General features: G+C 40.6%; 23 protein-coding genes and 1 other RNA gene. 16 read left to right on the top strand and 8 right to left on the bottom strand.

All coding sequences use genetic code 11. From position 1 onward, the window contains the following. Window positions 1-131 precede the first annotated feature (131 nt). On the top strand, window positions 132-1,520 hold the full coding sequence (locus tag AC13CC_RS06755; RefSeq protein ID WP_326279380.1) for a TlpA family protein disulfide reductase: 1,389 nt from the start codon (window positions 132-134) through the stop codon (window positions 1,518-1,520). A gap of 59 nt (window positions 1,521-1,579) precedes the next feature. On the opposite strand, the gene fsa is transcribed toward AC13CC_RS06755, so the two are convergent. The 3 genes from fsa to ffs form a co-directional block, all read right to left on the bottom strand. Further along, on the bottom strand, window positions 1,580-2,236 hold the full coding sequence (gene fsa / locus AC13CC_RS06750) for a fructose-6-phosphate aldolase (protein WP_014034702.1): 657 nt from the start codon (window positions 2,234-2,236) through the stop codon (window positions 1,580-1,582). 39 nt (window positions 2,237-2,275) lie between these two features. Further along, window positions 2,276-3,085, bottom strand: a complete 810-nt coding sequence (locus AC13CC_RS06745) for an SDR family oxidoreductase (RefSeq protein WP_326279377.1) — start codon at window positions 3,083-3,085, stop codon at window positions 2,276-2,278. Between the two features lie 24 nt (window positions 3,086-3,109). Next, an RNA gene (gene ffs / locus AC13CC_RS06740) (signal recognition particle sRNA small type) lies at window positions 3,110-3,208 on the bottom strand. A gap of 98 nt (window positions 3,209-3,306) precedes the next feature. Between ffs and AC13CC_RS06735 the strand changes: the two genes are divergently transcribed. The 7 genes from AC13CC_RS06735 (at window position 3,307) to AC13CC_RS06705 (ending at window position 10,389) form a co-directional block, all read left to right on the top strand. Beyond that, entirely contained in the window at window positions 3,307-4,353 is a 1,047-nt protein-coding gene (locus AC13CC_RS06735) for a glutaminyl-peptide cyclotransferase (protein ID WP_482876244.1), read from the top strand. Continuing rightward, on the top strand, window positions 4,350-4,739 hold the full coding sequence (locus AC13CC_RS06730) for an acyl-CoA thioesterase (protein WP_326279374.1): 390 nt from the start codon (window positions 4,350-4,352) through the stop codon (window positions 4,737-4,739). Before AC13CC_RS06735 ends, AC13CC_RS06730 begins: the two co-directional genes overlap by 4 nt. A gap of 644 nt (window positions 4,740-5,383) precedes the next feature. Further along, window positions 5,384-6,118 (top strand): LytR/AlgR family response regulator transcription factor, encoded by a 735-nt coding sequence (locus AC13CC_RS06725; protein ID WP_326279373.1) that lies wholly within the window; start codon window positions 5,384-5,386, stop codon window positions 6,116-6,118. A gap of 138 nt (window positions 6,119-6,256) precedes the next feature. Then, window positions 6,257-6,430, top strand: a complete 174-nt coding sequence (locus AC13CC_RS06720) for a hypothetical protein (protein ID WP_326279372.1) — start codon at window positions 6,257-6,259, stop codon at window positions 6,428-6,430. 361 nt (window positions 6,431-6,791) lie between these two features. Next, complete coding sequence (locus AC13CC_RS06715; protein WP_326279371.1) at window positions 6,792-8,852, top strand: tetratricopeptide repeat-containing sensor histidine kinase; 2,061 nt, start codon at window positions 6,792-6,794, stop codon at window positions 8,850-8,852. A gap of 28 nt (window positions 8,853-8,880) precedes the next feature. Next, entirely contained in the window at window positions 8,881-9,549 is a 669-nt protein-coding gene (locus AC13CC_RS06710; protein ID WP_293163797.1) for a response regulator, read from the top strand. A gap of 174 nt (window positions 9,550-9,723) precedes the next feature. Then, window positions 9,724-10,389 carry a hypothetical protein gene (locus tag AC13CC_RS06705; RefSeq protein ID WP_326279370.1) on the top strand — a complete coding sequence of 222 codons (666 nt, stop codon included), beginning with the start codon at window positions 9,724-9,726 and terminating at the stop codon, window positions 10,387-10,389. A 16-nt stretch (window positions 10,390-10,405) separates the two neighbouring features. Here the strand turns inward: AC13CC_RS06705 and glyA are convergent, their stop codons facing one another. Then, on the bottom strand, window positions 10,406-11,680 hold the full coding sequence (gene glyA / locus AC13CC_RS06700) for a serine hydroxymethyltransferase (protein ID WP_326279369.1): 1,275 nt from the start codon (window positions 11,678-11,680) through the stop codon (window positions 10,406-10,408). 253 nt (window positions 11,681-11,933) lie between these two features. On the opposite strand from glyA, the gene AC13CC_RS06695 reads away from it, so the two are divergent. Continuing rightward, window positions 11,934-13,118, top strand: coding sequence for a hypothetical protein (locus AC13CC_RS06695; protein ID WP_326279367.1), 1,185 nt, complete (start codon window positions 11,934-11,936; stop codon window positions 13,116-13,118). 81 nt (window positions 13,119-13,199) lie between these two features. Here the strand turns inward: AC13CC_RS06695 and ytxJ are convergent, their stop codons facing one another. Further along, entirely contained in the window at window positions 13,200-13,589 is a 390-nt protein-coding gene (gene ytxJ, locus AC13CC_RS06690) for a bacillithiol system redox-active protein YtxJ (protein WP_326279365.1), read from the bottom strand. 142 nt (window positions 13,590-13,731) lie between these two features. Between ytxJ and clpB the strand changes: the two genes are divergently transcribed. The 5 genes from clpB to AC13CC_RS06665 all read left to right on the top strand — a co-directional run bounded on the left by clpB (window position 13,732) and on the right by AC13CC_RS06665 (window position 20,130). Further along, on the top strand, window positions 13,732-16,332 hold the full coding sequence (clpB, locus tag AC13CC_RS06685; RefSeq protein WP_482876239.1) for an ATP-dependent chaperone ClpB: 2,601 nt from the start codon (window positions 13,732-13,734) through the stop codon (window positions 16,330-16,332). A gap of 161 nt (window positions 16,333-16,493) precedes the next feature. Continuing rightward, the gene (locus AC13CC_RS06680) at window positions 16,494-17,807 is read left to right on the top strand and encodes a gluconate:H+ symporter (RefSeq protein ID WP_293163812.1); all 1,314 of its coding nucleotides are present in this window, start codon (window positions 16,494-16,496) and stop codon (window positions 17,805-17,807) included. A gap of 11 nt (window positions 17,808-17,818) precedes the next feature. After that, on the top strand, window positions 17,819-18,286 hold the full coding sequence (locus tag AC13CC_RS06675; protein ID WP_293163815.1) for a RidA family protein: 468 nt from the start codon (window positions 17,819-17,821) through the stop codon (window positions 18,284-18,286). Between the two features lie 8 nt (window positions 18,287-18,294). Then, window positions 18,295-19,359 carry a dipeptidase gene (locus AC13CC_RS06670; protein ID WP_326279361.1) on the top strand — a complete coding sequence of 355 codons (1,065 nt, stop codon included), beginning with the start codon at window positions 18,295-18,297 and terminating at the stop codon, window positions 19,357-19,359. A 174-nt stretch (window positions 19,360-19,533) separates the two neighbouring features. Beyond that, entirely contained in the window at window positions 19,534-20,130 is a 597-nt protein-coding gene (locus tag AC13CC_RS06665) for a TetR/AcrR family transcriptional regulator (protein ID WP_326279360.1), read from the top strand. Between the two features lies 1 nt (window position 20,131). Here the strand turns inward: AC13CC_RS06665 and AC13CC_RS06660 are convergent, their stop codons facing one another. Continuing rightward, a complete protein-coding gene (locus AC13CC_RS06660; RefSeq protein ID WP_326279358.1) occupies window positions 20,132-21,577 on the bottom strand; it encodes a PorP/SprF family type IX secretion system membrane protein in 1,446 nt (481 codons plus the stop codon). Window positions 21,578-21,649: 72 nt separating this feature from the next. On the opposite strand from AC13CC_RS06660, the gene AC13CC_RS06655 reads away from it, so the two are divergent. Continuing rightward, window positions 21,650-22,174 (top strand): SixA phosphatase family protein, encoded by a 525-nt coding sequence (locus AC13CC_RS06655; protein ID WP_326279357.1) that lies wholly within the window; start codon window positions 21,650-21,652, stop codon window positions 22,172-22,174. Here AC13CC_RS06655 and AC13CC_RS06650 read toward each other — a convergent pair. Continuing rightward, window positions 22,171-22,917, bottom strand: a complete 747-nt coding sequence (locus tag AC13CC_RS06650; RefSeq protein ID WP_326279356.1) for a DUF6503 family protein — start codon at window positions 22,915-22,917, stop codon at window positions 22,171-22,173. The two genes, AC13CC_RS06655 and AC13CC_RS06650, sit on opposite strands and share 4 nt — an antisense overlap. A gap of 80 nt (window positions 22,918-22,997) precedes the next feature. Between AC13CC_RS06650 and smpB the strand changes: the two genes are divergently transcribed. Further along, window positions 22,998-23,459 carry an SsrA-binding protein SmpB gene (gene smpB, locus AC13CC_RS06645; RefSeq protein WP_326279355.1) on the top strand — a complete coding sequence of 154 codons (462 nt, stop codon included), beginning with the start codon at window positions 22,998-23,000 and terminating at the stop codon, window positions 23,457-23,459. Between the two features lie 364 nt (window positions 23,460-23,823). Here the strand turns inward: smpB and AC13CC_RS06640 are convergent. Beyond that, on the bottom strand, window positions 23,824-24,084 hold a 261-nt coding region (locus AC13CC_RS06640), incomplete at its 5' end, for a hypothetical protein (RefSeq protein WP_482878244.1).

Here is a 24,084-nt window from a genome sequence, read left to right as displayed (position 1 = left end):
TCGTAATTCTAATTTTAAAACGCATATTTAAACGATGTAAAATAACCGTTCAGCAACATTTAACTACCCCTTAACAAGTTTAGCTTCTTGGGTTGCTTACTTTTGGTTATCTAATGAATCGTTCCCTGTTTATGGTAAGATTTTTACTCGGCCTCACCTTCATGTCAACTTTTGTATCGTGCTCTGATTCTTCAGAAAGCGGTTCCTCAGTTTTTTTTGGTGGTGAAATTGTAAATCCGACTAGTGATTACGTGGTGCTTTACCACAACGATTCTTATGTGGATTCCGTAAAACTCGACGATAAAAACCACTTTTCTTTCAACCTGAATAACATTGAGGATGGGCTTTATCATTTTGACCATGCACCAGAACTTCAATATGTATATTTGAGCCAAGGAGATAGCCTTTTGGCGCGCTTGAACACTGTAGAGTTTGATGAATCTTTGGTATTCTCGGGAACAGGTAGCGAAATCAATAATTTTTTGATAGAGGTTTTCTTAGCTACCGAAAAAGAAGAACCGATCATAAAAGGCTATTACGGTTTAGATCCTGAAGATTTTAGTAAGAAGATTGATTCCTTACATGCCCTAAAAGTGAAACAGCTTGAAGAGTTGTCAACGGACAATGTACTATCATCCAAAGTTTTGGCCATGGCAGAGGCTTCCATAGATTACAATACCTATATCAATAAAGAAAAGTATCCTTTCTATCACAAAAAGGAAACTGGCGAAGAAACCATTCATGAACTTGGGGATAATTTTTATGGTTACCGAAAAAAAATAGACTTTAACAATAAGGACCTTACCTATTTTAGGCCCTATTTTGATTTTATGAAGTGGCACTTTGGCAATATGTCCTACATGACTTGTTTGGAAGGTTGCTCCACAGATAAAAAACCCGTAAGCGACCGTTTGCACTTTAACAAGCACAAGCTTGCCCTTGTGGATAGTTTGGTGAACCAAACAGAGCTTAGGGACATTCTTTTTAGGAACGTTGCCGTGGACTATCTACTACGGGAACACAACCCGAGCAAAGAGGCCGCTATTTTTATTGACAAGTTTAAATCCCTCTCTACCAATGAGGAACACAAGGAAGAAATTGAGCTGTTGTACAACGGCATTAAAAACTTACAGCCGAACACGACAGTTCCAGACATCATGGTAAAAAATTTTAATGACGAAGAGGTCTCCCTAAAAGATTTGGCCAACAAAAGAAAGAGTACCGTATTCTATTTTTGGACTGCTGGTCAAAAGAGACATTTTATCAACGTTAACAAACACATTACCTCTCTCGAAGAAAAATATCCGCACTACAACTTTGTAGGCATTAACCTAAGAACCAGTCACTCGCAATGGAAACAACTTATGGACGAGTACAAGCTGGACAAGAACAAGCAGTTTTACGGGGAAAACTTCAAAGAGCTGCAAATGGCCATGATCATTGACGGGCTCAATAAGTGCGTTATTGCAAAGGATACCGTGGTGGTTGATGGCTTTGCCAACCTTTTCACTTCCTTATAAATAAAAATGCCCCGAAATTACATTCAGGGCCCATTTTAAATTCTATACAAATTCCTTTTTTAGGAATTTCCTTTTTTATAATCTTCCAAAAACTTCGCCAAGCCAATATCGGTCAATGGGTGCTTCAACAGTCCATCAATAGAGGAAAGTGGACCTGTCATTACATCGGCGCCCAATTTTGCACAATCGATTACGTGCATGGTGTGGCGGATGGATGCTGCCAATATTTCTGTTTCAAATCCATAGTTGTCATAGATCAAACGGATTTCCGCGATTAGGTTTAGCCCATCGGTGGAAATATCGTCCAATCTACCCAAGAAAGGGGAAACATAATTAGCTCCTGCTTTGGCCGCCAATAGGGCCTGGCCCGGCGAGAACACCAAAGTACAATTGGTACGGATACCCTTATCCGAAAAATATTTCAATGCTTTTACACCATCTCTAATCATGGGAACCTTCACCACAATTTGCTCGTGCAATTCGGCCAGTTCCTCGCCTTCTTTGACCATTCCATCAAAATCGGTGGCCACTACTTCGGCAGAAACATCTCCATCAACAATATTGCATATGTCCACGTAGTGTTTTAAAATATTATCTTTTCCAGTAATACCTTCTTTCGCCATAAGGGAAGGATTGGTGGTCACACCATCCAACACACCCAACTCTTGGGCTTCCTTAATTTGATCAAGGTTGGCAGTATCAATAAAAAATTTCATTTCTAAGTATTTATAAATTGTTCACTAAAACGTGTAAAATTACAACTTATAATGGTTGAGGAGTAACTTTTCGTAGACTTTGTCGGGTAAAATCTTCTTTAACCTAAGGGAAAACTTTTGCAAAAAAGCTCCGACGGGGTTGTGTATTTTTGGTTTTTTCTGATTGATGATTCTATGTACGGCCTCCGCTACTTGAATTGGATTGCCCCCACTGTCCACATCGTCATCTATGGCTTTCAAAATTCGTGAATATTTTTCTTGGTAGGCGGAACCTTCAATAACGGGTGAATGGTACCTGCCCGATGCAATGTTTGTTGCAAAATCCCCTGGCGCCACATTGGTTATAGTGATGCCAAAATCCTTGGTCTCCATGCGCAATGCTTCGGTAATAAGCCCCAAAGCACCTTTGGTGGCAGAATAGAACCCACGGTAGGGCAAACCCATATAACCAGCAATGGATGTAATATTTATGATAGTTCCCCCACTCTGCTTGCGCATTTGTGGCAAAACGGCTTTCATCACATGTACGGGGCCATGAAAATTGGTGTCGAAAACATGAAGTATTTCCTCGTGCGGTGTTTCTTCAATAGGGCCTGTAATACCGACACCTGCATTGTTAATCAACACATCCAACCTGTTTTCTTTGGAAATTACATAGGAAACTGCTTTTTGAATGCTTTCCACATCCTTTACATCCAACTGAACAAGTTCAAAAGTTTTAAAGTCTGGATAGTTTTTTGGATTGCGTGTAGTACCATAAACGGTAAATCCTTTTTGTGCTAAGTATGTTCCGATGGATTTGCCAATACCTGAAGAACCGCCGGTGATCAGTACAACTTTTTTATCCATGATCATCTGATTTTTGGGTACAAAAAAAGGCAAGCTACCTACATCGCACCGCTACGACCACATACCCTTGCTGCGTTCCCGCCCTGGGGGATTCTGCAGGAGCTGGTCGTGTAGGACTTGCCCGGCTGCAAATATACGACCTTTTATATTTGTGGCAATCCCAATTCATTCTTAATTTCGGTGTTTTGGATTAACGATTTATGACACAAGCAATAAGAACAATGGGCAAACTTTTTTCTATAACCGGGGCACTGCTCTTCTTTTTGGGCTGTGGCGGAAGTGCCGATTCCGCCAAACACTTTTCCATTCAGTTGGAAAACAAAAACATACAGCAAAACCAGCAAGTGGGTGTGACACTGAAGAACAAAAAGGACATTGAAATTTCCGACCTTCGTTATTATATGGACGGGAAAGAATTGCCCGTTGAAAACGGAAAATTGACCTTAGGCCTACCAACTTTGGGAAACAAAACCTTGGTGGCCAAATTTAAAATTGAGGAACAGACCGTAGCGGTTGAAAAAAAACTAAGACTACTGGCTGCCGCTGCCCCAGAAGTTTACACCTACGAGATCGTGAACAGTTATCCGCACGATACGGGTGCTTACACACAGGGACTTGAGTTTTACAAGGGAACACTTTATGAAAGCACTGGTAAACGAGGTGCTTCAACGGTAAGGAAAGTAAATTTTGAAACGGGCGAAGTCCTTCAGCAAATAAATATGGACGATTCCGTATTTGGAGAGGGAATTACTATAATGAACGACAAATTGTACCAACTTACTTGGCAAAGTGGTATGGGGTATGTGTATGATGTCTCCAACTTGGAAAAGATAAAAAACTTTAGCTATGGTAAAAGTCGTGAAGGTTGGGGGCTCTGTAACGATGGTGAAAAAATATTTAAAAGCGATGGTACTGAAAAAATATGGTTCCTAGATCCAGAGACCTTGGAAGAACAAGGCCATATTGAAATCGTGACCAACAAATCCATATTTAACAGCGCCAACGAACTGGAATATGTAAACGGTAAAATCTATGCCAATGTGTACCAAAAAGAAAGTATGATGATCATTGATGCCGCTTCCGGTGCCATTGAAGGCGTCATTAACTTTGGAGGTCTTAAAAACAAGGTGAACAAGGGGCCGGAATGGGACGAAGGAAATTCCGTGCTAAACGGTGTAGCCTATCACCCAGAGAGAGAAACATTTTTTGTTACCGGCAAAAACTGGGATAAGCTCTTTGAGGTGAAAATCCGTAAAAAGGACCAATGAAAAACTACTCGGAATCCTTTGATGTAGTACCGGATGATCTGGACGACCTTAACCATGTAAACAACATAAGGTATGTGGAGTGGATTCAGGATATTTCCAAAAAGCACTGGACGCAGGTTGCTCCCAAGGACATTAAAAAATCCATGATATGGGTAGTCCGCAACCACAACATTACCTACCACAAATCTGCCGTTTTGGGCAATACCATCCTTATAAGCACCTTTATAGCTAACAATAAAGGCCCTATTTCTACCCGTGTTGTAGAAATAAAAAACAAAGCTACCGATGATCTCTTGGTTAAAGCGGTTACCGAATGGTGCTTGTTGGATGCAAAGACTTTCCGCCCCAAAAGGGTTCCTGGAGAAATACAATCGCTTTTTGTGTAAAAAAACAACTGTTTTGTACTATGCTCGAAATTCGTCAGTTCAATTTTAGGAACGAAGCGCAAAAAAATAGTATCAAGAATCGATGAGTTTTAACACCAAAGTCTTTGCGTGCTCGATATCCTGTCTGCCGCAGTCGGACGATTTTTACTGTTGAAATCACCATAATACCCAACAGACTAAAAAACCTACAATCGTAATCCTAAAGGTTAAACAAAATCAAAGTTTTGAAAAGCTGTTTACTCATTTTTAATAAAAAAACCTGTGCATTTCATCGAATTTTATGCGAATCTTTAAAAAAGAAACAACCAAAATTTTGATGCCCACGCAACAAATCGTAATATAGTACTTAACCAAACTCAAACTAAACCTATTTGTTGAACCAATTAAACCCAAAACATCCCCTTTTTACATTTTATATTTCCCTTGATTTGATTCTATAAAAACAGTTCCTTTTCGTGATTAAATATGATGTGGAACAAGCACGCTGAACTTTAAAATTTGGTATTGTTATCCGTTTTTTAACGATTTTTTATAAGGAATTGTAAGAAAAAAGCCCGTTTTAGAGAGAAACCCATAGTTTTTTTAAGGGAAAACTGCAATGAGTTTTTTTTCTACGTTAGTAACTTGCAATCAGCATTTTGCACATGGAATACACCTATAACATAATCGACTCGGATGCCTCCTCAAAGCTTCAGTTACAGCTTTATTTGGAAGAGTATGATGACTTGGTTTGTGCCGGGGTGGAAACCAATGCTTCGGCAGGGCTCAATTCCATTTTAAAATACAATCCAGACCTTGTACTTGTAAATCTTGGGGAAGGTGGTATGGATTACTTTCAAATGGTTACCGAACTCAACCAGTATATGCAAAGCCTTCCTATTATAATAGGATATGCGAAATCCAAAAAATATGCCTATAATGCCATTAAAAGCGGTTTTTTTGATTATTGGATCTTGCCACACAACGAGTTCGATATACGCAAAACAATGCTGCGCTTAAAAAAATTACACCCAAAACAGGAGACTCCGTCCACGATTTGCTTAAAATCTTACAAGGATTATCGGTATTTGGACACCAAAAACATCCTTTACCTTAAATCTGATAATAACACCACGGATTTCTTTATGAAAGATGGCAGTGTGATAAGTGCCTTTAAAACCTTGAAATCTTTCGAAAACAAACTCCCCAAAGACTTTATCCGCGTACACCAGAGTTACATTCTCAACAGCCGTTATGTATCGCGAATCAATTATGGAAAATCCATTTGCAGTTTAAATTATGGGCGAGAGGAAGAGCTTCCTTTCTCCAAAACCTATAAAGATAAGATAGACGGCTTAAAGCAAATGCTCTCCAAAACGGCAGCAAAGGCCCTTAATTAGCAAAATTCTTGCAGATTATACAAGAATACTAGCAGATTATACAAGAATACTATCCCCTTCCCAAAAATACCCGGGCCACTAAAAATGCCACATACTTTAGCGGTACAAACTTAACATTCATACCTAAAACCTAACATTATGAAAAAAGTATTTAGCATCTTGGCCATGGCATTATTGACAGTTGGTTTCTATTCTTGTGAAACCGAAACCGACGTACAAGAAACCGAAGCCATGTTTGAGCAAATAACAGTGGATCAAAATGCTACAGATGATGACGTATCAAACCCTGATGCACGAGGAGATGACGAATAATTAAAACATGATATTTAAAATAATTACCAACTTACTGCGGATTAGTTGCTTTGTATTGGCTTTACTGGTCATGCTATTTTACCAAAGAGATGAATCATTAAATTATGTAAAAACCATTACCTTAAACCAAATCAATTCAAGGGGAAACAATCTAAAAAATACATTTCAAAACCAAATTCAGATGGGCTTTTCCAAGCAGAGCATAATACGGCTACAACAAAGCTCCAATGATACTCGTCAACTTTAGTTTGACATTCAAAAAATAGAACCCAGCCCCAAACCTAGAAGGATTTGGGGCTTTTTTGTTACCTTGGATTTATATTTGAACCAAATCAGCTTGAAAAACGGAGCCTTCATACTAATGCTAATACTTTTTTGGGGATGCGCCAGGCAAAAATCTAAAGAGGAAGTGACTGCCAGTCCACAGATAGACTCTATTCAAAAACTGTTGACTATCGCCAAAACAGCCAAAGAACTATCATTGGAAGATCGCAAAGCGTATGTAAAAGAAGCCGAATCCAAAGTCATGGAACTATCTAAGGACAGTGTTCAACTGGAACAACTATCCAAGATATCTTTGGCTTATATGCAGCTAAAAGATTCAATTAGTTTTAGAAATACAAATGGAAGTCTATTAAAAAAGGCTAAAGAAGCAAATGCAATAAAGATTTTAGGATATTCACATTGGGACTTAGCAATTTTTTTACAGACCCATGGAATTATGGACAGTGCTTTTTACAACTATAGAAAAGCATTGACAAATTTTGAGCAATTACCTGTCGATTCCACATCCCAATCACTCAGAGCACGTATGCTTTATAATATGGCAAGGGTACAAGATTCCTATAAAGATTATTTGGGAGGAGAAATCAGTGCCACCGCTGCCATTAAAATGTTTGACAAACTAGAAGATGATTACAGGTTATACAATGCGTATAATGTATTAGGGATTTTATCCAATGGCATGGGCAACAGTGAAAAGTCCATAGAATCTTATGTGAAAGCTCGAGAATATTTAAAAAGTTCTAGTAGAAGTAACAAAGATGAACTTCTTTGGCAAAACGAAAACAATATTGCAAGTGTCTATCTTAACTCTGGAAAATTTGTAAAAGCAAAACTGGCTTATACCGAATTGCTTTCTGATAAAAACTTAAAACATAAACTACCAAAAACCTATGAGAAAGCTCTGGGCAGTTTAGCATATTTAATCTTTAAAGATGATGAAGATGTTGAACAAGCAGAGAAACTTCTAAATGAAGCCTTTGCAGTTAACGTGGCAACGGGCGACCTATACGACAAGGCTCGACTCAACTACTTTTACGCCGAGGTTTTGGCCGCCAAAGGTGACACAACAAGAGCTATTTCACAAGCTAAGGAATCCTATACCATTGCAAAGGAAACCTATAACAACGACCGTTCGTTGGATGCTTTGCGGTTGTTGACCAAGTTGGACACAGCCAATGCCAACGCCTACGCTGAAGAATATTACCAACTCAACGAAGCCATTAAAGTTGAGGAACGCACCAAAAGAGATAAATTTGCCCGAATCCGAATGGAAACGGACGATATTATTGAGGAAAACCAAATCCTTACCAAAGAAAAACAAATTTGGGTGGGGGCTTCCCTACTGCTCGTTTTGTTTGGGACAACCGCTATGATCATTGTTTCGCTCTATGTAAGCAACAACCAGCTAAAATTCAAACAAAAACAGCAAGAAAGCAACCAAGAAATTTACAATTTAATGCTTTCGCAACAAGGAAAACTGGAAGAAGGAAAACAATTGGAGCAAAAACGTATTTCCGAAGAACTGCACGATGGTATTTTGGGTGAAATGCTCGGTATTCGGTTAATATTGAGCGGCCTTAACGAACGCGAAGATCAAGCTTCCATTGAGCAACGGGCAGCCCTTATCGAGAAACTACGAGAATTGGAAGAAGAAATACGGACCATTTCCCACGAGCTGAATCATGCTTCATATGAAAAATTTCATAATTTTATCGTGTCATTGGAAGATATGATTCGAGGCATCGAAAAATCTTCTGGCATTTCGTGTTCCTTTACCTATAGCGACAAGGTTGCTTGGGACAATTTGTTGGGAGACATCAAGATCAATGCTTACAGAATCATACAAGAATCGCTCAAAAACTGTGTTAAGCATGCAAAATGTCAACATGTGTCCATTTCGTTTCAAGGCGTGGACAATCAATTAAAACTCGTTATTACAGATGACGGCGTTGGGTTTGACATTAACAGAAAAAAGAAAGGAATTGGCCTTAGAAACATTATTTCGAGAACAAAAAAGATAAAAGGAGTCTTGGATATTGACAGTGAATCCGGAAAAGGCACAACAATTAAGGTAACCATCCCTGTTAAATACTTGGAATTGCAAATTCCCGAGAAAACAAACGCATTAAACGCTTAAATCCCCCAAATAAAGCAATAAACCTACCATGAAAACACTGAGAATATTAGCTATTGATGATCATGAAATGACCATGCTCGGGTATAAGTTTATACTCGAAGGCATAGAGTTTGAAGGTCATAATATTATTGTGGATACTGCAACATCTTACCAAACAGGCAAAAAACTTATTGAGGACTCTGTAAATACTTTCCGGTACGATATTTTATTCTTGGATGTGCAGTTGTTTGCACCAAACGAGGAACAACCCTACACAGGGGAAGACTTGGGCATATTGGCCCGGAAAATTGTTCCTGAAAGCAAGATTGTATTCATGTCGTCTTTCAGTGATAATTTTAGGATAAACAGTATTCTAAAATCCGTTGACCCCGACGGTTATCTGGTAAAAACGGACATAGACCCCAAAACCCTTGAAGATGCGGTGAAGACCATTATGCTAGACCCTCCCTATTATTCATCCAAAGCTCTTGGTGCCATTAGAAAGAAAATGGCCAACGACCTCGAAATTGATGAAAAAGACAAACAGATACTTTACCACCTTTCCAAAGGAACCAAGAACAAAGACCTGGAGAAATTTATCAGGCTTTCCCCTTCCTCCATTGAAAATAGAAAACGACATTTAAAAACATTGTTCGGCACTGAGAACGAAAATGATATGGCCCTAATATTGGCTGCCAAAAACAGAGGCTTTATTTAAAAAATTGACAATTGTCATGTAACAAACAGTGCATTTGTGGCTTGATTAAACCTGATAAATAATAAAAATCTTACAAAAAGAGGGAAACCCCCAGAATTTTTAAGGATTATCTATAATACTATAAAAAAGATTCATCCTAATTTTATGTTGAAAGAAAATTAGAATTCTATCAGCATGGCTTTCCCCAATAAAAACAATGGTAAAAACAACAATCTAGGCCCAAAAGTTTTTCAGGCCACAGAAGGTTTAGACGATTTTATAAAGGATCTGGAAAGATACTTTTTTGCAACTGCGAAGCTTAAATGCAAGCAAGATGTATTGAACAACCGTCTGGATTTGGTGGTGGAACTACATTTTAATTTTAGTATTTCTGATTGTCTTCGCCATTTTAACAACGGTGACTGGAGCGGTTACACTATTACCGACGAAAGTAAATCCGATATGTGCATGACAATGGCTAATGCATTGAAAAATTTAAACGAAAAAAGCACCTACCCCGCTGATATTATGGAAACATCCCTTCATTTTACGGATACTTCCATTGTCATATCCAGACTCTATCCAAATAGCATTCCAGAACATTTGGGAAAAATAATATCAATGATCAGCCAACACTTTATCTATTTCACCAAAGGATTGACAGAGATGCCCTGTGAAATTTTTGTTCCGATTTTTGAAGATACTTCCATACTTTCCAAACAACTAAGCACAAGCTATAAATGTGGATATTATAACTATTGGGGGCTATACTTTTTTGATAAAGGACAAGAACATGAAGCCTTAATATACTCCCTAAGAAAAAAGAAATTTTACGAAGAGAATATTTTCCTCTTTGAGTAGAATCCACTAGCAAATACTAAACACTGAACAAAGGTCGCGATTTCATTAAATCGTTGACCTTTTGTTTTATACCTGCTATTTTTTTCTCGTTCCCGGCATCAGTGATAATTTCATCGATAAATCCAACAATGGTCTCCATATCCTCCTCCTTGAGGCCTCTAGTAGTGATAGCGGAAGTACCAAAACGCACTCCAGATGTTATAAAAGGCGATTTATCATCAAACGGAACCATGTTTTTGTTGGCCGTAATATCTGCCTTCACCAACACTTGTTCTGCCTCCTTGCCCGAAATATCCTTGTTTCTAAGGTCAATCAACATCATGTGATTGTCCGTCCCACCAGAAATTACCTTGTAATCCTTGTCCATAAAGGCTTTGGCCATAGCAGCGGCATTTTTCTTTACCTGGACCATATAGTGTAAATATTCATCGGTAAGTGCCTCTCCAAAGGCTATTGCTTTAGCGGCGATAATATGTTCCAAAGGTCCGCCTTGGTTCCCAGGGAAAACCGCCAAATCCAACAAACCGGACATTTTTCTTAGGCTTCCGTTCTTTAGTTTGATACCAAACGGATTTTCGAAGTTCTCGCCCATCAAAATTAGGCCTCCACGGGGCCCACGCAAGGTTTTGTGCGTGGTGGTGGTAACAATATGGCAATATGGAATGGGGTCGTTCAAGATTCCCTTGGCAATCAATCCGGCAGGGTGTGAAATATCGGCCAAGAGCAAAGCCCCAACACTATCTGCAATTTCTCGGAATCGTTTAAAATCCATATCCCTGGAATAAGCGGATGCCCCTGCAATGATCAATTTGGGCTTTTCCTTATCGGCAATCTCTTGGATTTTATCATAGTTCAACAAGCCTGTTTCCTCGTCCACCCCATAAAAAACAGGGTTGTATAATTTTCCAGAGAAATTAACAGGAGAGCCATGGGTAAGGTGACCTCCGTGTGACAAATCGAAACCTAATATGGTATCTCCTGGGTTAAGGCAGGCATGATACACCGAGGCATTGGCCTGTGAACCCGAGTGCGGTTGAACATTGGCATAAACAGCCCCGAACAATTCCTTGGCACGGTCAATGGCCAACTGCTCCACTTGGTCCACTACTTCGCAACCACCATAATAGCGCTTTCCTGGGTATCCTTCGGCATATTTGTTCGTAAGCACGGAGCCAGCAGCTTCCATTACCTGTGGACTTACAAAGTTTTCGGAAGCTATCAGTTCAATGCCTTCCAACTGTCTGTCTTTTTCTTGCGCTATCAGTTCAAAAATCTTGTGGTCTCGTTGCATGTTGCCCATTGTTTAATTAAGGGCGTAAAATTACGAATTGAAAGGGGATTTTCATTCATAAAAAAACAATTGGAACTTAATTTTATTAAACGACAATTAACAATTTTTAAAACAACCCATTCCCCTACTAGTATTGGTTTTTCAAGCTTTTTACCCAAAATATACTACCGTTCACGCTTTTACGTTTTAAGATTGAGGATTTTTGGCACAGCTATTGAATTCCCAAAAATACCAATCCATAAAGTTGACCAGTATGAAAAGATTTATACTCTTAACCGCAATCATAGTTTTTAGTGCCTGTAGCGGCGTAAAAAAAACCCAAGAGGCCATCAACACGGGCAATTATACCGCGGCGATTAACAAGGCCATTAAAAATCTTGCAGAAAACAAGACCAAAAAGGGCCATCAGGAATATATTGTTCTACTTGAAGATGCATTTGCGAAAAATACGGCAAGGGAGCAACAGGAAATTTCCTTTCTGCAGAATGATGGCAATCCTACCAACTTGGAGACCATATACAATAAATATTTGCAGTTGAAGCAGATTCAACAGCGCATTAGGCCATTATTGCCGTTGTACATTAATGATGAAGGCAGGAATGCCAAGTTTAATTTTGTAAACTACGACAACAAAATTTTGGATACCAAAGACAACCTTTCCGAACATTTGTACCAAAATGCCTTGAGCTTGTTGTCCTCGGCCAAATACAAAGCCGATTATAGGAATGCCTACGAAGATTTAAAATATTTACAAGAAATAAATCCAGGGTATAAGGAAACCATTGCAAAAATGGATGAAGCCTATAACAAAGGGTTGGAATTCGTAAGGGTGGAAATTGCAAACCAAACCCAACAGATTATTCCAGAGCGATTGGAATCGGAACTTTTGGATTTTAATGCTTTCGGAATCGAAAACTTCTGGTTGCAGTACCATACCAATCCACTTTCCAATGTCCAATATGATTACGCCATGAACTTGGATTTTATGGAAATCAATGTGTCCCCAGAGCGAATCAACGAAACCCAGGTAATCAAGGAAAAACAAATTAAAGATGGGTGGGAATATCTAGTGGACCGTGATGGCAACGTGGTAAAAGATAGTTTGGGCAACAAGATAAAAGTGGACAAGATGCGGACCGTTACTTGTAAATTGTTCCAATTTACCCAAACCAAGAGCGCACAAATTGGGGCCAAAGTAAGTTTCACAGACTTGAGGAGCGGGCAGGAAATCAATTCCTATCCCCTATCCAGCGAATTTATATTTGAGCACATTTTCGCCAATTATCAAGGTGATAAAAGAGCGTTGGAAAGCGATTTATTGTTGTACCTAAACGCTAGGGAAGTCCCATTCCCCTCCAACGAACAAATGGTTTACGATGCCGGGGAAGACCTCAAACTACGTCTCAAGAACATCGTCTCCAAATATCAGTTCAACTAAAGACAATGTTAAATCGAGCGCAGTCGAGATGCTTTAAGTTCTCGACTGTGCCCGAAATGACATAAACTACTTTGTTTTTATTTATAGATACTGTGTAAAATCCTTATCCGCAATGGCACCATGCGAAGTATGAAAAACAGCCTCACCGTTTTTTATCACCAATAATTGGGGAGATTCGTGTCGAACACCAAACTTATCTTCAATTGCATTGGATACATCCCTATGGTGCTGAATCGTCAAAAAATAAAGGTCTATGTCCAAATCTGTGTCGTACCTTTCCGAAAACATATTCAACACCATTCTGCTAATGCCGCAAGTGCTGGAGTGCTTGTAAATCACTTGTGCTTTACTTTTTGAGTTTTCCACAATTGTTTCCAACTGGGCCGTGGACTCCAATTGAATCCAAGGCAATTCTTTCTTTTCCTTAACGGTTTTATCCTTCTTCCCGAAAACGCTGTCAAATATTCCCATGTTGCAAATTTATAAGATAAGTCGTGAGCGAACAAAAAGCTTACAACTGACTAAATGTCCTGTGTTTGTTGAATTTACAAGACATTTTGACGGTGTGGATGCATTGGTAGGGTTGTTGACATATTAGAGGAAAACGATGACTATGAACTTTAATAATTTTACAATAAAATCACAGGAAGCCATTCAAAGGGCCCAGCAATTGGCCCAAGAATTTGGACACCAACAAATCGAAAACGAACACTTGTTCAAGGCCATTGCCGAGGTCGATGAAAACGTGTTGCCTTTCATTTTGAAAAAATTGAACGTTAACACCAACCTCATCAACCAAATATTGGACAAGGAACTTCAAAGCTTTTCAAAAGTTTCGGGAGGGGAAATAATGCTTTCCAGAGAAGCTGGAAAAACCGTCAACGAAGCGAGCATCGTTGCCAAAAACATGGGCGATGAATACGTTTCCGTTGAGCACTTGTTATTGGCCATTTTCAAGTCCAAAAGCAAAATTGCGCAAATCCTAAAAGATCAAGGCGTAACCGAAAAAGATTTGAAAGCTGCCATTCAAGAACTGCGCAAGGGCGGTAAGGTCACCTCGCAAAGTGCCGAGGAAACCTATAACTCACTGGACAAATACGCAAACAACCTCAACCAAATGGCCGACAGCGGCAAATTGGACCCCGTAATAGGTAGGGACGAGGAAATCCGTAGGGTATTGCAAATTTTGTCCAGACGTACCAAAAACAACCCGATGCTCGTGGGTGAGCCCGGAGTGGGTAAAACTGCCATTGCCGAAGGACTGGCACACCGAATTATTCAAGGTGATGTACCCGAAAACCTTAAGGATAAAGTGATTTATTCCTTGGATATGGGAGCACTCATTGCTGGAGCCAAATACAAAGGGGAGTTCGAGGAACGTCTAAAGGCAGTAATCAAAGAAGTGACTTCATCAGATGGGAACATTGTCCTCTTTATTGATGAAATCCACACCTTGGTCGGAGCTGGTGGCGGACAAGGAGCGATGGATGCCGCAAACATCCTGAAACCTGCCTTGGCCCGTGGTGAATTGAGAGCCATTGGTGCAACCACATTGGACGAGTACCAAAAATATTTTGAAAAGGACAAAGCCTTGGAGCGTAGGTTCCAAAAGGTTGTGGTGGACGAACCCGATACCGAGAGTGCCATTTCCATTCTTAGGGGTATCAAGGAAAAATATGAAGCACATCACAAGGTCCGTATTAAAGATGATGCCGTAATCGGCGCCGTGGAGCTATCGCAACGTTACATTACCAACAGGTTTTTGCCCGACAAGGCCATTGATCTTATGGACGAGGCCGCTTCCAAACTTCGAATGGAAATCAATTCCAAACCCGAGGAATTAGATGTGCTGGACAGAAAAATAATGCAGTTGGAGATTGAGATAGAAGCCATTAAAAGGGAAAACGACACCTCTAAATTGAAAACCCTGAATTTGGATTTGGCCAACCTTAAAGAAGAACGCAACGAAATATTTGCCAAGTGGGAAAGCGAAAAAACCGTGGTGGACAATATCCAAAAAACAAAAGAGGCTATTGAAAACTATAAGGTTGAAGCAGAACGTGCCGAGCGAAATGGGGATTACGGAAAAGTGGCCGAGCTGCGCTACGGTAAAATCAAGGAAGCACAGGAAAAGCTGGAAAAACTACAGGATGAACTGGCAGAGCAGCAAACCGCAGGTACTTTGATCAAAGAAGAAGTAACTTATGAAGATATTGCCGAAGTAGTGGCCAAATGGACCGGTATTCCCGTTAACAAGATGATGCAGAGCGAGCGCGAAAAACTGCTGAAACTGGAAGACGTGCTTCACAAACGCGTCGTTGGTCAAGACGAGGCCATTATCGCTGTTTCCGATGCTATCCGAAGGAGCAGAGCGGGCTTGCAGGATGCCAAAAAACCAATTGGTTCCTTCTTGTTCCTAGGTACTACCGGCGTTGGTAAGACCGAGCTGGCCAAAACCTTGGCCGCCTATCTGTTCGATGATGAAAATGCCATCACACGAATAGATATGAGCGAATACCAAGAACGTCACTCCGTGAGCCGATTGGTTGGTGCACCTCCAGGATATGTGGGTTATGATGAAGGCGGACAGTTGACAGAAGCGGTGCGCAGGAAACCCTATTCTGTAATATTATTGGATGAAATTGAAAAAGCACACCCAGATACCTTCAACATACTATTACAGGTGTTGGATGAAGGTAGGTTGACCGACAATAAAGGCCGGGTGGCAGATTTTAAGAATTCCATCATTATTATGACCAGTAATATGGGTAGCCACATTATTCAAGAGAAGTTTGAAGATACCATAGACTTGGAAAGTGCTTCGGAGTCTGCACGAGTGGAAGTGTTGGGATTGCTTCGCAAGACCATCCGACCCGAATTCTTGAACCGCATTGATGACATCATTATGTTTACTCCATTGAGCAAATCTGATATTCAGGATATTGTAGGGCTTCAATTGGACAACTTAAAGAAAATGCTGACCAAGCAAAATATCACCTTGGATGCCACCGAAGAGGCAATAGACTATTTGGCCGCAAAAGGTTTTGACCCTCAATATGGTGCACGACCTGTAAAACGATTGATTCAAAAAGAAGTATTGAACAACCTTTCCAAAGAGTTGCTCTCAGGAAAAATAACTACTGATAGCATTGTACTCCTAGACTCTTTTGATGATCAATTGGTATTTAGAAATCAAGATGAACTTGTAGAGTAAGTTCTCAAAATACATTTCAGTCAGTAAAAACCTCTCCCATAACTTTTTGGGGGAGGTTTTTTAATTCTTTCACAATCTCAAACCATATCCTTAGAAATTCGCAATAATGAATGTCTATTATATTTAAATCCTTATTTTAGCTTCAAAACCAAACCCTAAATATGCCACTAATTATTGCCGTTCTAGGTATTTTATTGCTCTTCTTGCTTATTGCCAAATTCAAACTCAATGCCTTCCTATCCTTCATTATCGTATGCCTCTTTGTAGGCATTTTTCAAGGGATGGAACTGCAAAGTCTGGTACAATCCATTCAACGAGGTATTGGTAACACCTTAGGTTTTCTGGTTTTAATACTTGGGCTTGGTGCCATGTTGGGGAAATTGGTCGCCGATAGTGGGGCTGCACAACAAATCACCACACAACTCGTGGCCAAATTTGGGGTAAAGCACGTCCAATGGGCCATGGTGGTCACTGGATTTATCGTGGGAATACCTATGTTCTACTCCGTTGGCTTTGTTATTTTGATCCCCTTGGTATTTACCATAGCATTTTCCACGGGACTGCCCTTGCTTTATGTAGGATTGCCAATGCTCACCTCTTTATCGGTTACGCATGGGTATCTCCCGCCCCACCCTGCTCCTACGGCCATCGCAGCCATGTTTAATGCGGATATTGGAAAAACATTGTTGTACGGACTCATCGTAGCTGTTCCCGCCATTATCGTGGCTGGTCCGTTGTTTGCACGTACGATCAAAAAAATTGAGGCCAAACCCTTAAAGGAATTTTACAACGCAGAACCCATTCCTGAAGATGAACTGCCATCGACAGCAGTTAGTATTTTAAGCGCGCTCTCCCCTATTATCTTTATTGGAATAGGTATTGGAGCCGAACAATTCTTGGAAGAAGGACTGCTACGGAACATACTAAGCTTTATCGGCAATCCAGTGATTGCTTTGCTGCTTTCTGTCCTAATCGCCATCTACTCCTTAGGGCTGGCCAAGGGTAAAGAAATGAGTACCCTTATGAATTCGCTCTCTGCTTCGGTTTCCAGTATTACGATGATCCTATTGATCATTGCAGGGGCTGGGGCTTTAAAAGAAGTTTTGATAGATAGTCAAGTAAGCGATTATATCGCAGATAGCCTTAAGGGTTCAAGCATATCACCTCTGGTACTGGCATGGCTTATTGCCACCGCCATACGAGTAAGTGTGGGTTCGGCCACCGTAGCAGGACTTACGGCAGCGGGGATTGTACTCCCATTGGCTTCCGGTACGGGCACCAGTCCAGAATTAATGGTATTGGCCATTGGTTCAGGAAGTTTGATGCTCTCCCACGTCAACGATACGGGCTTCTGGATGTTCAAGGAATATTTCAACCTGTCCGTCAAAGAAACCCTTTCCACCTGGACCGTCATGGAAACCTTGGTCGGCGTTATGGGACTCTTGGGTGTTTTGGCCATCAACAGTATAATCTAACAATATAATTTATGGAAAAATCACCATCGCAACGTATGGAAGCGTTAAACCTTCAATTGCCTCCTGCCCCGTCTCCTGCAGGAGTTTACCGACCCGTTTTAGTGGTCGATAACTTTTTGTACGTATCGGGCCAAGGCCCTGTTAATCTTGATGGCTCCTTAATGACGGGCAGAGCCGGCGATGACCTCGATGCAGAACAGGCAAAATTGGCAGCCAGACAAGTCGGTTTGACCATGTTATCTACTATTACTACGCATTTTGGGAGTTTAGACAAAATCAAAAGAATGGTGAAAGTATTGGGAATGGTAAATTGTACGCAAGATTTTGGCCAGCATCCTTATGTAATCAATGGTTTTAGTGAATTGATGGCGGATGTCTTTGGAAAAGAAAACGGTATTGGGGCACGGAGTGCCGTAGGTATGATGCTCCCGGGAAATATTGCCGTAGAAATTGAAGCCATTTTTGAACTTCACCCTTAAAAAAGTATATGTTCATATTTGATGCGCATTTAGACTTGGCCATGAATGCCTTGGAATGGAACCGCGACCTTACCCTTCCCGTTTCGGAAATTAGGGAACGTGAGGAAGGAATGAGCGACAAACCAGACCGAGCTAAGAACACCGTATCCCTTCCAGATATGCGAAAAGGCAATATTGGGCTTTGCATGGCCACACAAATTGCTCGTTACGTAAAAAAGGGAAGCCCAATACCCGGTTGGAATTCACAGTATCAAGCTTGGGCGCAGACCCAAGGCCAATTGGCATGGTACAAAACTATGGAAGAAGCCGGTGAGATGGTTCAAATCAAGGACAAGGAAGGTTTGGAGAAACATCTCAAGCTTTGGAGTAGTGATGAACCAAAAAAACCAATCGGATACATTTTAAGTTTAGAGGGCGCCGATTCCATTTTAGACTTGAGCTATTTGGAAAAATCTTGCGAATCTGGACTAAGGGCCATTGGTCCCGCGCACTATGGTCCCGGTATTTATGCCCACGGGACGGATTCTGTAGGGGGGATTGGACAAAAGGGTCGTGAATTGCTCAAAAAAGCGGAGCAACTCAACCTGATTTTGGATGCCACCCATCTATGCGACAAAAGCTTTTGGGAAACTATGGATGTGTACAACGGTCCAGTTTGGGCCAGCCACAACAATTGCAGGGCATTGGTGGACCACAACCGCCAATTTTCCGATGAACAAATCAAGGAACTCATTAGCAGGGATGCTGTAATCGGCGTTGCTTTGGATGCTTGGATGATGGTACCCAATTGGGTCCGTGGCAAATCAACCCCAAAAGAAATGGATGTAACCTTGGAAATTGCCGTTGACAATATTGACCACATTTGTCAATTGGCAGGCAACACCGATCACATTGGCATTGGAACCGACTTGGACGGAGCTTTTGGGAAAGAACAGAGTCCATGGGATTTGGAAACTATTGCCGACCTTCAAAAAATTCCAAATCTTTTGAGAAAAAGAGGTTACAGTGGGTTGGATATTGAAAAAATCATGAGTCAAAACTTTATCTCCTTCTTGAGAAAAGTTTGGAGGTAAAAAGATGGTCGGTAGTTGATTTGTTCGCTTTAGATTAATAAAGCCAACCCAATTACTCCAAAATTCGGTCAAAAAACAACAAGAAACCTGTTAAAATAAAGGCTTTTGCCTTTTTTAATACCAAAGGGTATTTGATTTTTTATATCTTAGATTCGACCAACAGCAACCCACAAAATGACCAAGAAAGCAGAAAGAACCACAGCTTACATTATTGAGACCGTAGCTCCTATTTTCAACAAGCATGGTTACATCGGTACAAGTATGAGCGACCTTACTGAAGCCACCGGCCTTACCAAGGGTGCCATTTACGGGAATTTTGAAAACAAAGAAGCCTTGGCGCTTTCCGCCTTTGAGCGCAACAGGAGCTTATTGCTTCAAGAAATTGACAACAAACTGGAAATCGGTGTTGAAGCATTCGATAAATTATTTTCCCTATTGAGTTTTTACAAACAGTATGATGTTTTCACGCTTCCCCTTGGTGGATGCCCCATATTGAATGTTGGAGTGGATGCCCAAGGCAACAATAAACTCCTGGCTGCTGCGGTGAAGGAAACTATTAAAGAAATTGAAGGTAAGATTGCCCTAGTTTTGGAGAACGGCGCAAAAAAGAATGAAATCCGTCTTCCTGTACCTCCTTTGCAATTTGCAAAGCAATTGTTTACCATGATTCAAGGTGCAGTTGCCATGAGTACCATGACCCAGGACCGAAAATATTTGGTCAACACTATCACCTATTTGGAGTATTTGGTGAAGCAGGAACTTAAAAAGTAAATCAATTTCCTTTCACTCTAAAGATCCAAGTCTTGTCGTCGTACTTGCCAAAAAACTTGCTGTCGCGGGCTTTTCTGGCCTCTTCCATGGTATTGTAGCGCTCCAAATACACATAATTGTATTTATTGAAGCTTCTGTAAAAAGACTTTGGCTCCAAACCTTGCTCCCTAAGGGTCTTCATAAAATTATCGAAGTACCTTTTGGTCCCGTAAACATTGGCAATCAAATAGAAGCCAGGCACTAGTCCGTCCTCGCTTTCCATCTCCTCATACCTTTCGTTGGGTCGCACCACTACTTTTTGGTGCTGTAGGCGAGCAATGCTGTCTTTTTCGCGCTGTAATTCCAGTTCTTTCTTAATTCGTTGTACTTCGGCCAACGAATCCTTTTCACGTTGCAATTTTCTCCTTGCTTCAAGTTCTCGTTGTTCTTGTTCCCTGCGCTGTTGCACGATTTCTTCCTCCCTTCGCTTTGCTTCTTCATCTTCTTTAGGTTCGGGCAAAATCTCTTCAGGTTCCTCGGGTGGCACTTTATCTTTAGATTTTGTTTTTCCAAAATGATAGGAGGCAACAATCTCTATTGTGGGATCTTCTTCACTCAATAAATCATCGGTACCAAATTCCATCAGCCCACCAACAGAGAATGCATTGGATATGGTAACACCCAATCCGCTAGAGATCCCATAAAAACTATTGTATCCTCCTTGAACCCAGAATTTTGATGTGGAGAACAATCCATTCAAACCAAATTGGGTATCGCCATTGGGAACTGATTTAAGGTAAAGCACAGGTCGCACATAGCTATCCCCCAAACTTTCGGATAGCATCACAGGAAAATCATTGCTAAGGGTCCCTATCAGACTCTGAAAACTCTCCATACTTTCTCTATTATTACCAGAAACATTAAAACCAATGGCATTCTCAAAAGCCAATCCTGCGCTAAATTGGTTGACCAGCAAGCGTAATCCAGGTGAAAATTGAACTTTAAAGCCCTCGAAATCTTCCAAGGCTATGGGGTCTACCACATCTCCTTGAACAAATTGTTCATCCGCTACGGTCTGTTGAAAAGCAAATATATTCAACCCCGCCATTAAGCTCACCCCCTCATCCAGTTCAAAAGTTTGCGCAAATGTCAAATTTGCACCTGTATAGAGAAATACCCCTGTATTGTGTTGCAAAAAGCCTGCCGAGGCAACCGAAGCCGAATTTAATTGATGTGTGTAATTGGCAAAAATGGATGTTGGGTCACCATCTATACTTTGCCATTGCCAACGGGTCCAAACGGAAAGGGAATTCGGGGTGTTCCAATCCAAAGCGTACGTGGGATTGAACAAACTGGCATTGAATTGCGTAAGTGAGTGTTGTCTAAAATCGGATGGCAAAACAACCTCTTGACCCCAAATTGTGTTGTAAATCACCAATAAAACCAGAGAAACCAAAAACTTAGGCATACAAGAAAATGAAAATTAAACGTTACTTTTAAAACCGAATAACAAAAATATACGGGAACTTTGAATAGAACTATGCGAACCATCAAACCTCTAATTGCCCTTGCAATTATACTCGTTGGAAGTATTGGCTGCAAAAAAGATACAAAAATTGTAGAAGACCCTGTTATTTCCACTTTCTATTTTATTAGGCATGCCGAAAAAGACAGAACCGACCCAGAAAATCCGGACCCAGAACTAAACCAAAATGGACTGGACAGGGCCATTCGATGGGCCGAGGTGTTCGACCCCATTCCTTTGGATATGGTTTATTCAACGAATTATGAGCGTACTTCAATGACGGCAGCGCCTACATCGATAAAAAAAGATATTGACATTAAGTATTACGACCCAAATGCTTTGGATATTGAAGAGTTTAAGCTTGCAAACGAAGGCAAAAATGTGTTGGTGATAGGCCATAGCAACACCACCCCTATGCTCGTGAACAAAATAATAGGCTTGGAAAAATACGACCAAATGGACGATACGGACAACAGCAGTCTCTTTATTGTTCGGATCATTGATGGAGTGCCCACGGATATCCGTCTAAAAATGGACTAGTTTTTCTCAACAGAAATGTTTTTGAGCTCTATTTTGGACAGCAACTCCAACCCACCTTCGTTATATAACAGGCCAATTTCTAAAATACCTGTTTCTTTTTCTTTGGGTTTATAATTCTCATAATCCACAAAACGGATACCATTTACGTAACGCTCATTGTAGGCTTTTCTGAAACGTTGCCCACCCCCATCAGTATGGAAGTCATAAGCCAGGTAATTGGGCTTAAAAGTTTCTAAATCGAACCAATACAAGTACGTGTCCTCATAGTCGTCGCCCCCGCCCTGTTGGTCAAAAGTTACTTTTACTTTGTAATATTCCTTGTCCTCGATGGTTTCTTTGCCCAAAAGCTCCTTATTTACCGCGGCATCGTTTAAACCATAGGGCAACCGCACAAAATAATGGACCGAATTTACCGAGTTGGCATATTTTATGGCCATGGTATCGTGCACCATAACAAGGGAATCGTTCACATATCTTTCAAAATCATTTCCACGCTTCACATCGGTGATGGTTGTTGTGGAATCCGCTTCAAAAATTCGTTTGAACACTCTTTGTCCATCAATATTTTCAGAGATGTATTTTCTATCTCTAAAGTCGAAAGATACTTTATGGCTATTGAACAGTTTTCCGCCACTATCGGCAATGGAATTGTCAATAATTTCTTGGGCCGTCAATGCTTTCTTGGATTCTTGTTTGCATCCAATGGCAAAAACAAGCAATAGGGGGATTAAAATTCGTTTCATAAGGTTGCTTTGATACTTATTCGTAAAATCTACCATAACATTACGATTTTCTTGGCAAAGAGTTTATATTTTTGTCCACGATGCAGAAAAATATCAACATAAAAAATAGAAGGGCCCGATTTGATTACGAAATTTTGGACACCTATACGGCAGGGATAGTATTGGGTGGCACCGAAATAAAATCGCTCCGATTGGGTAAAGCTTCCATTTCACAAAGCTTTTGTGAATTCAATGACAAAGGCGAACTTTTTGTGGTCAATATGCAGATTGATGAATACAGCCACGCAAGTCATTTTAATCACGCCCCCAAGGCTATACGTAAATTGTTGCTCAACAAACGGGAGCTAAAAAAGCTTCAAAAGGAGGTTGCCACTACGGGGCTCACCATTGTTCCGCTCAAGGTTTTTATCAATGATAGAGGTCTCGCCAAAATGAACATTGGCCTCGCCAAGGGTAAAAAACTATACGACAAACGGGAAACCATCAAAAGTCGGGACAGCAAACGAAATCTGGACCGAATCAAAAAGAGTTTTAACAACTAAAATGTTGGGTGTTGGAAGTTGGAAGTCAGTATAGAGTGCGCTGTCAGCAATAATTCCTGCCTTTAATGTTTACCTGTCGTTTCAAATTTCAGGTTACTGCCCACTGCATTATTCGATTGTTTTGTTATTGGGTTATTTATATTTGAACTTAAACTTGACACTAGAGCTTGCACTTGATGATTGCCTACTGCTACTGTCAACTGCCTACTCTGTTGTTTTGGTCATTTTGTTGTTGGGAGTCAGAAGTCGGAGGTCGGAAGCACGAAGAAAGAAATTCAAGAGCACAATCTATTAGTGGTCATTCGTGAAATCCGTGTCAATTAGGCACATTCAGAAGTAGTGTAATTATTTGATTATCAGATAATTAATTCGTATATTTAGGTATAACAAAACCCCGAAAATGAGTCTCTAGCTCGAAAAACGGGGTTTTTTTAATCTTCAAGTATGCACAAATTACGAAGAATATCCGATTTTCAGCACACCTTTTTCTTTTTCTTCCCAAACAGAACAATTTGACATCTTTTACGATCGCTTCCTTAGGAGCGATCTGGGGAAGATCTATCGGGGGGTTCCCTGGGATGACCTGGTGAGATCCTTTGGGCTCAAGGAATCCAAAAAGGGCCCT

It is taken from the genome of Flagellimonas sp. L-11, assembly GCF_056857735.1.
Note: the sequence above shows the minus strand (reverse complement) of the source record. Positions and strands in the feature narration are given on the sequence as shown.